At 65.4% G+C, this 7,385-nt stretch carries 7 protein-coding genes and 1 riboswitch; of the genes, 1 reads left to right on the forward strand and 6 read right to left on the reverse strand.

Annotated elements, in window-relative coordinates; genetic code table 11:
- Positions 1–53: 53 nt before the first annotated feature.
- From mlaE to NCS67_RS11625, 6 genes are all read right to left on the reverse strand, one after another.
- Positions 54–821 (reverse strand): lipid asymmetry maintenance ABC transporter permease subunit MlaE, encoded by a 768-nt coding sequence (gene mlaE / locus NCS67_RS11600; protein WP_008344114.1) that lies wholly within the window; start codon positions 819–821, stop codon positions 54–56.
- On the reverse strand, positions 818–1,633 hold the full coding sequence (locus NCS67_RS11605) for an ABC transporter ATP-binding protein (RefSeq protein ID WP_008344112.1): 816 nt from the start codon (positions 1,631–1,633) through the stop codon (positions 818–820). Before NCS67_RS11605 ends, mlaE begins: the two co-directional genes overlap by 4 nt.
- Before the next feature lie 97 nt (positions 1,634–1,730).
- Positions 1,731–2,804 (reverse strand): thiamine phosphate synthase, encoded by a 1,074-nt coding sequence (gene thiE, locus NCS67_RS11610; RefSeq protein ID WP_250435258.1) that lies wholly within the window; start codon positions 2,802–2,804, stop codon positions 1,731–1,733.
- On the reverse strand, positions 2,801–3,607 hold the full coding sequence (locus NCS67_RS11615; RefSeq protein WP_250435259.1) for a thiazole synthase: 807 nt from the start codon (positions 3,605–3,607) through the stop codon (positions 2,801–2,803). The genes thiE and NCS67_RS11615 overlap by 4 nt, the downstream gene beginning before the upstream one ends.
- A 23-nt stretch (positions 3,608–3,630) precedes the next feature.
- Positions 3,631–3,828, reverse strand: a complete 198-nt coding sequence (thiS, locus tag NCS67_RS11620; RefSeq protein ID WP_008344107.1) for a sulfur carrier protein ThiS — start codon at positions 3,826–3,828, stop codon at positions 3,631–3,633.
- Between the two features lie 16 nt (positions 3,829–3,844).
- Entirely contained in the window at positions 3,845–4,987 is a 1,143-nt protein-coding gene (locus tag NCS67_RS11625; RefSeq protein WP_250435260.1) for an FAD-dependent oxidoreductase, read from the reverse strand.
- A gap of 187 nt (positions 4,988–5,174) precedes the next feature.
- Positions 5,175–5,299: riboswitch (TPP riboswitch) on the reverse strand.
- Between the two features lie 231 nt (positions 5,300–5,530).
- Between NCS67_RS11625 and NCS67_RS11630 the strand changes: the two genes are divergently transcribed.
- Positions 5,531–7,273 (forward strand): ABC transporter ATP-binding protein/permease, encoded by a 1,743-nt coding sequence (locus NCS67_RS11630; RefSeq protein WP_250435261.1) that lies wholly within the window; start codon positions 5,531–5,533, stop codon positions 7,271–7,273.
- The last annotated feature ends 112 nt before the right edge of the window (positions 7,274–7,385 follow it).

The raw sequence follows: 7,385 nt of genomic DNA on the forward strand, positions 1-7,385 counted from the left end.
GGTCTGTGCCCTTCACAACGCCTGCGCCTCGTGCGGCGCCTGCGCTTGGTTCATTAGCTGAACATCAGTGCGGTGAGCAGGAAATCGAGCCCGAGCACGGCGAGCGACGCATATACGACGGTTTTCGTCGTCGCGCGCGACACGCCTTCGGGCGTTGGCCGTGCTTCGTAGCCCTGGAACAACGCGATGAACGTCACCGCGAAGCCGAACACGATGCTCTTGATGACGCCGTTCCCGACATCGCGCCACACGTCCACGCCGCCTTGCATCTGCGACCAGAACGCGCCCGGATCGACGCCGATCAGCATCACGCCGACGACATAGCCGCCGATGATGCCGACCGCGCTGAAAATGGCCGCCAGCACCGGCATAGCGACGATGCCCGCCCACATGCGCGGCGCGACGACCACCTTGAGCGGATCGACCGCCATCATTTCCATTGCGGTGAGTTGCTCGCCGGCTTTCATCAAGCCGATTTCGGCGGTCAGCGACGTGCCCGCGCGCCCCGCGAACAGTAGCGCCGTGACGACCGGCCCGAGCTCGCGCACGAGCGAGAGCGCCACCAGAAGCCCGAGCGCCTGTTCCGAACCGTAGCGGCTCAGCGTGTAATAGCCCTGCAAGCCGAGCACGAAGCCGACGAACAAACCCGACACCGCGATGATGACGAGCGAATAATTGCCGACGAAGTGGATCTGTTTCGTGACGAGGCGCGGGCGGCGCAACAGCGGAAAAAATTCGACCACGAGGCGCAGGAACATGCGCGTTGCGTAGCCTGCGGTGCCGAAACCGTCGAGCACCCAGCGTCCGAGCGCGCTGATCATGCCTGCCCTCCGATGCCGAAATCTGCGGCGAGCGGCGTGCTCGCATAGTGGAACTTGAATGGGCCGTCGGGCGTGCCGTCGATGAACTGGCGCACGGTCGGATCCTGCGATGCGCGCAGTTGCGCCGGCGTGCCTTCGGCGTGAATGCCGCCGTTCGCGATGAAATACACGTAGTCCGCGATCGCGAAGGATTCCGGTACGTCGTGCGTAACGAGAATGGACGTTGCGCCGAGCGCGTCGTTGATCGTGCGGATGAGCTGCGCCGTGATGCCGAGCGAAATGGGATCGAGGCCGGCGAACGGCTCGTCGTACATCATCAACTGGGGATCGAGCGCGATTGCGCGGGCGAGCGCCACGCGGCGCGCCATGCCGCCCGAAATCTCCGACGGCGCGAGATCGCGCGCGCCGCGCAGGCCGACCGCGTTCAGCTTCATCAGCACGAGATCGCGGATCAGCGCTTCTGGAAGGTCCGTGTGTTCGCGCAGCGGGAACGCGACGTTCTCGAACACCGTCTGGTCGGTGAACAACGCGCCGAACTGGAACAGCATGCCCATCTTCCGGCGCAGCGCGTACAGACCGTCGCGCGTCTGGGCGCCGACGTCCTGTCCGTCGAACATGACTTTGCCGCGACTCGCCTTCACGAGACCGCCGACCAGACGCAAGGTCGTGGTTTTGCCGCAGCCTGAGCCGCCCATGACCGCGACCACCTGCCCACGCGTGAATCGCATGTTCAGGTTCGACAGGACGAGCCGGTCGCCGTAGCCGAAGTCGACGTCGCGTAGCTCTAGCAGAGTCTCGGAGAAAGCAGGCACTGGGTAAGAGATTCCGTTGGCGCAAGAGGCCGAATTATAGGGCCTGCGCGCAATCGGTGCTTTGCCTAGGCGTGTATCCCCTTGCTTTTGGGACTTTTCACCGTTGACCTGCGAACATTTTTTGCAGTGACAAAACCGCCGCGGCTGTGTCCGGTGCCTCGGTGACCGCGCGCACGACCGCCGCGCTGAGCACGCCGGTTTCCAGCACGCCCGGCATCGCCTTGGCGTCGATTCCACCAATGGCGACAAGCGGCACCCGGCCCGACAGCAGTTGCACGTAGCGCGACAGGCGCGCCAATCCTTGTGGCTTGGTCGGCATGACTTTCGTCGTGGTCGGGAAGACGGCGCCGAGCGCAAGGTAGCTCGGCTTGAAGTGCAGCGCGCGCAACATCTCGTAATAGCCGTGCGTCGACAGACCGAGCCGCACGCCGGCTTTCGCGATGGCGCTCAGGTCGGCCGTCTGCACGTCTTCCTGTCCGAGGTGCACGCCGTACGCGCCCGCCGCAATCGCCTCGCGCCAATGATCGTTGATGAAAACCTGTGCGTCATGCCGACGTCCCGCTTCGACCGAGCGCGAGATTTCGCGCTGCAAGTCGGCGGCGTCGGCGGTTTTGCGGCGCAGTTGCGTCGTGCGGACGCCGAGATCGAGCACGCGCTCGACCCAGTCGGCGCTCGGCAGCACCGGATACAGGCCGAGCCGATCGGGGCACGCCGGGAATCCGCCTTCGGGCGCGGCGGGCAGATCGGCGACGCGCGGAAACGTCGCGAATTCGACGGGCCACGCGTCGTCCTTGTTCTCATCGCCCGCGCGCCAGGCGAGCGCGAGCGTCAGCGCGTCGTGCGGCTCGAAGTTGCAGTCGAGGAAAGCGGCGAGCGCGGAAAGCCAATCATCCGACCATTCGCCTTCGAGCGCGAAACGCTCGTCGCCACGACGCAGCGTGACGCGATCGCCATGCGCTTCGAGGATTGCCGCGGCGCCGTTCGCGGCCACATCGTGCGGCTCGTTGAACACGATGATGTCGCTCGCCTGCGGCGATTCCGGCGCGGTCAGGCAGATGCGCCAGCGCGTTTCCGCCGTCGGCCATTCGCCGAGACGCGCGCGAATCCGCTCGGCGACTTCAGTCAGCTCGTCCGCCGGCGGCCAGAACACTTCACGATTCAACAAGCTCATGCCGCGCCTCCGTCCTGATGCCAGAACGGCATGCCGACGACCGGCGTGCTCGCCTGCGCGCTGTCGCGCTCGGCCATGGGGCCCGCGAGGAACGCGGTGCGCCCCGCTTCGACGCCGAGCGCGAACGCGCGCGCCATCTGCGGCGGGAAGGTTGCCTGCGAGACGGCCGTGTTGAGCAGCACGCCATCGAAGCCCCATTCCATCACCTGACACGCATGCGACGGCACGCCGAGACCGGCATCGACGATCAGCGGCACATCCGGCAGACGCTCGCGCAAGGTGCGCAGCCCGTATGGATTCGTCACGCCCTTGCCCGTGCCGATGGGCGCGCCCCACGGCATCAGCGCTTCGCAGCCGGCATCGAGCAAACGCCGGCCGATGACGAGATCTTCCGTGCAGTAAGGCAGCACCTTGAAGCCATCGCGGATCAGCTTGGCCGCCGCTTCGACGAGGCCGATCGGATCGGGCTGCAGCGTGTAGTCGTCGCCGATCAATTCCAGTTTGATCCACGGCGTCTCGAACACCTCGCGCGCCATGTGCGCGGTCGTGAGCACCTCGTCTACGCTCTGGCAGCCCGCCGTGTTCGGCAAAAGCGCGACGCCGTGGCGCTTGAGCACATCGAAAAAGCCGGCTTCGCCAGTCTCCGACTGACGGCGCAGCGCGACCGTGACCATGCCCGGCCGAGCGGCGTCGATGGAGTCGGAAAGCGATTGCAGCGACGGATAACGCGACGTGCCGAGCAGCACGCGGCTCGGAAACGTCTCGCCGTAGAGCGTGAGGACGTCGGCGGTGGAATTGGTCATGGTTCGATCCTTCGGTTCGGAGTTCAGCCGCCCGCGACGGGCGACACGACGTCGAGCTTGTCGCCGGCGGCGAGCGTTTTCGTGGCGTGTTCGCCGCGCGCGACGAACTGGCCGTTCAGCGCGACCGCGAACGGCGGTTTCGCGCCGAACGCGGCGAGCGCGTCGGTGACGGTGGTGGCGTCGGGCAAATCGAAGACGCGCTGATTGATGTGGATGTTCATGGTTGTTTCCTGATGACTAGAGCGCTGGCGCAACCGCGAACTCGCCGTGCAGCAGTTCGGGCCAGCGCGCGGCGCTGCGGAAATCGGAGAAGGCCTCGGCATCGGCGATATCGCCGGAAGCGAGCGCGTCGGCGAGACGGCACGCGGCATCCGCGACTTCGGGCGCGATCATGAAGCCGTGCCGGTACAAGCCGTTCACGCGCAAGGTCCGCGCCCCGTCCCAGACGATCGCCGGCCGGTGATCCGGCAAGGTCGGCCGGCAATGCGAGTTCAGTTCGAGGATGCGCGCCTCGCCGAAACCCGGATGCACCGCGAACGCGGCGCTCAGCAGCTCGAGCGCCGAACGTACGCTCACGGGCGACATGTCCTCGCCCTCGACTTCCGTCGCGCCGATCACGTAGAGATCGTTCTCCTTCGGCGCGATGTAGAGCGGATAGCGCGGATGCAAGAGCCGCACCGGCCGCGTCAGCCCGATGCCCGGCGCGTGCACGCGCGCGACTTCGCCGCGAATGCCGCGCAGCGCGGGCCACGCGGGCTTGCCGCCGAGGCCTCGGCAATCGATGATCCAGCGCGCGTCGGGCATCGCATCGACGGCGGTGTTCCAGTGCGTACGCACGCCGCGCGCGGCAAGTCCGGCGGCGAGCGCGCCAAGCGCCTGACGGTTGTCGAGTTGGCCTTCGTTCGGCAGCAGCCAGCCCTGCGCGAAGCGCGTTCCGAGCGCCGGTTCGGCTTGCGCGACTTGCGCGCCCGCGAGCTTGACGAAGCCGCCGTCGAGCAGATTGGCGGGCGAATTGGCCTTGAGACGGCGTTCGAAGAGCGGCGCTTCGGCGCGATCCGCGCCGTGCCAGACGACGAGCGTGCCGTTGCGCTGAAAGAAAACCGGCTCGGGCAATTGCGCGATGAGTTCAGGCCAGCGTTCGAGCGATGCCGCCCCCAGCCCGACGACGAGCGGCTCCGCGCTCGCCGCTTCCGCGAGCGGCGCGAGCATGGCGGCGGCGACCCACGCGGCCGACTGCGTGCCGGCGGCGTCGCCGCGTTCGTAAAGCGCGACGTCGTGACCCGCGCCCGCGAGTTGCCAGGCGACGAGCCGTCCGACGAGCCCGCCGCCGACGACGGCGAAATCCGGCCGGCGCGCGGCGCCCTGATCGATTCTGTTCATCAATTCGATGTCTCCATACGCGTAACGCTGCGCTGCACGATGGAGACGAAAGACGCGATCCCGATCGTGCTGGCGCGGCGCCACATCACGAGGACGAAATCAGCGGGAGAGACCGGCTCGGCAGCGCATGAAGCGCGCCGGGCGCGAAGAAAGGACTGGAAGAGACTGGAGGAATGGCGCGAGGCTCGCGCGGTCTCCGGAAACTTCCCTCGCCGGTATTACCCGGATCGGGTGCAAAGGGTCTCTCTCAGCCTCGCCGCGCTGCCGACCGTTCCGGCCGCCGATGCACGCGAAGCACCCCTGTTTCGTCGAGGGTCATTAAAACATGAAAGGCGAAGGCGCTGCAAACCGGGATTCCCCGCCTTTTATCGTGCGCGGCGGCACTCTGGCACAATGCCGCGAACATGGTTCGCAGGACGATCGCCCGAAATTAAGTGAGCGTTAAGCGAACCCCGGAACAATCTGCGGAGCCGGAAAACGCCGCGCGCGGCCCGGCCGCGGACGTAACAATCGGGCGCCACGAGGCGCATCAGCAGGAAGCTCATGACCAACACCCATACCGAAAGCACGCAGCAGAAGGCCGACGAAGTCTCGGCGTGGAGCCTCATCAAGCCCTACTGGGTGTCGGAGGAGCGCGGCTTCGCGTGGGGCCTTCTCGTCGCGATCATCGCGATCAACATGACCGTTGTGTGGATCAACGTCCGGCTCAACAGCTGGAACGCCGACTTCTACAACGCGCTGCAGAACAAGAACGTCAAGGACTTTCCGCATCTGCTGCTGATCTTCACGGGCCTCGCGTTCGCGTACATCCTGCTCGCGGTGTACGGGCGATATCTGCGGCAGATGCTCGCGTTTCGCTGGCGTCAATGGCTCACCAACCGCTTTCTGGAACAATGGCTCGGTGACAAGGCGTTCTACCGCATCGAGCGCGACCGCCTCGCCGACAACCCCGACCAGCGTATTTCCGACGACCTGCAATCCTTCGCCACCACCACGCTTTCGCTCTCGCTCGATCTGCTTTCGACGCTCGTCACGCTCGTCACTTTCATCACGATTCTCTGGACCATCGCGGGCGCGCTGACCTTCTCGCTCGGCGGCACGCCGTTCACGATTCCGGGCTACATGGTCTGGGCCGCCGCGCTCTACGCGATTCTCGGCTCGCTGATCATCCAGAAGGTCGGGCATCCGCTCGTGTCGATCAACTATCAGCAGCAGAAGGTCGAGGCCGATTTCCGTTTCGGCCTGATCCGCGTGCGCGAGAACGCCGAACAGATTGCGTTTTATGACGGCATCGCGACCGAAACGGCGAACGCAAAGACCATCTTCCAGCGCATTCGCGACAACTGGTGGATGATCATGAAGTACACGAAGCGCATGACCTTCGTGCTGTCGTTCTACGGGCAGATCGCGATCATTTTCCCGATCATGGTCGCCGCGCCGCGCTACTTCGCGGGCGCGTTTTCGTTCGGCGTGCTGATGCAGATTTCATCGGCGTTCGGCACGGTCAGCGATTCGTTTTCGTGGTTCATCAACAGTTATTCGACGTTGGTCGAATGGCGCGCGACCGTGAATCGTCTGCGCGAATTCAAGCGCGTGATGCGCTCGACGCATATCCGCGAAGAAACGTCGCCAGCGACGGAGCGCGGCGGCATCAACCTGCACTACACGAGCACGCCGTCGCTCACGACGAACGGGCTCATGCTCGCGCTGCCCAACGGCACGCCGCTTTCGCGCGTGGCGAACGTGTCGATCGAGCCGGGTTCGCGCTGGCTGGTCGTCGGTCCATCGGGCTCGGGCAAGAGCACGTTGATGCGCGCGCTCGCGGGTCTTTGGCCGTTCGGCGACGGCACGATCGACGCGCCCGTCGACGCGAAGATGATGTTCGTCCCGCAGATGAGTTATCTGCCGATCGGCACGTTGCGCGCGGCGCTTTCGTATCCGTCGGCGGGTGGAACGTTCAGTGATGAAGAGTCGCGCGACGCGCTGCGTCTGTGCAATCTCGAGGCGTATGCGGATCGGCTGGAGGAAAGCGCGCATTGGGCGCGGAGTCTGTCGCCGGGCGAGCAGCAACGGCTTGCTGCCGCGCGCGTGCTGTTGCACAAGCCGGACTTCGTGTTCCTCGACGAAGCCACGAGCGCGCTCGACGCCGAGAACGAGCTGCATATCTACAACATGCTGGTCGAGCGGCTTCCGAAGGCGGCGATTGTGAGCGTGGCGCATCGCGAGTCGGTCGCGATGTTCCATGATTACAAGATCGAGATCGAGAGGGCGATGGCGGAGGTTTGACCCGTCCGCGCTCAGAAGCAAAAAGGCCACGCAATTGAACTGCACCCCAAAAGTTGGACACCCGTTCAACGATTTGGGGTGTTTTTTCATGAGCAAGTACAGCGCACGACTC

This window comes from Caballeronia sp. ATUFL_F2_KS9A, assembly GCF_023630765.1.
Classification (GTDB): Bacteria; Pseudomonadota; Gammaproteobacteria; order Burkholderiales; family Burkholderiaceae; genus Caballeronia; species Caballeronia zhejiangensis.